This window comes from Bergeyella anatis, from assembly GCF_036016955.1.
Lineage (GTDB): Bacteria > Bacteroidota > Bacteroidia > Flavobacteriales > Weeksellaceae > JAYWXI01.
Genome location: NZ_JAYWXI010000118.1, coordinates 1 through 498 on the forward strand (window position 1 = coordinate 1; position 498 = coordinate 498).

1 protein-coding gene and 1 pseudogene are annotated in these 498 nt (G+C 33.9%); both read left to right on the forward strand.

Annotation, left to right across the window (positions count from 1 at the left end):
• The coding region (locus VQ048_RS12525; RefSeq protein WP_327611967.1) for a hypothetical protein at window positions 1-218 on the forward strand (218 nt) is incomplete at its 5' end.
• A 79-nt stretch (window positions 219-297) separates the two neighbouring features.
• Window positions 298-498, forward strand: a pseudogene (locus tag VQ048_RS12530) (RteC domain-containing protein); the annotation flags it as partial.

Below are 498 nucleotides of genomic sequence, written 5' to 3' on the forward strand. Positions count from 1 at the left end.
AAAAAATTATAAGCATTTTTTCAATTTCAGGTAACGAATTAGTAACTCAACTTGCTTCTTTTGATTTCATTGATTTTCATCGGAACTCAATACGACAAAGGTACGATATATTTACTTTTTCACAAAATTCTTATAACTTTGCCTCGCCCTGCACGGTGCAAGCGTGCTCCTCTATAGATGCCGACTTGCACCGTGCAGGGCGAAGCAATGTAAGTTGATAGATATGTTTTCCTTACCAAAGGATTTTCTGCGATAGTTCCGTAATTTTGTAACAACTAATTTAAATATTTAAGCAATATGGAACAGTATTTCAGAAAAGTCTTTCAAGACATTTACAAAGAAGAGGAAAAGGTAACATTACACGTAGAAACCATTATCCCCGAAGCTTTAGAAATGATTCGCTATCTATCCAAAGTTTTAGAAGAAACAAGGAACTATATCCTTGAAAGAGGATTTAATGACAAACAGGAGGAAATTCATTTCTTCAGAAACATCAAA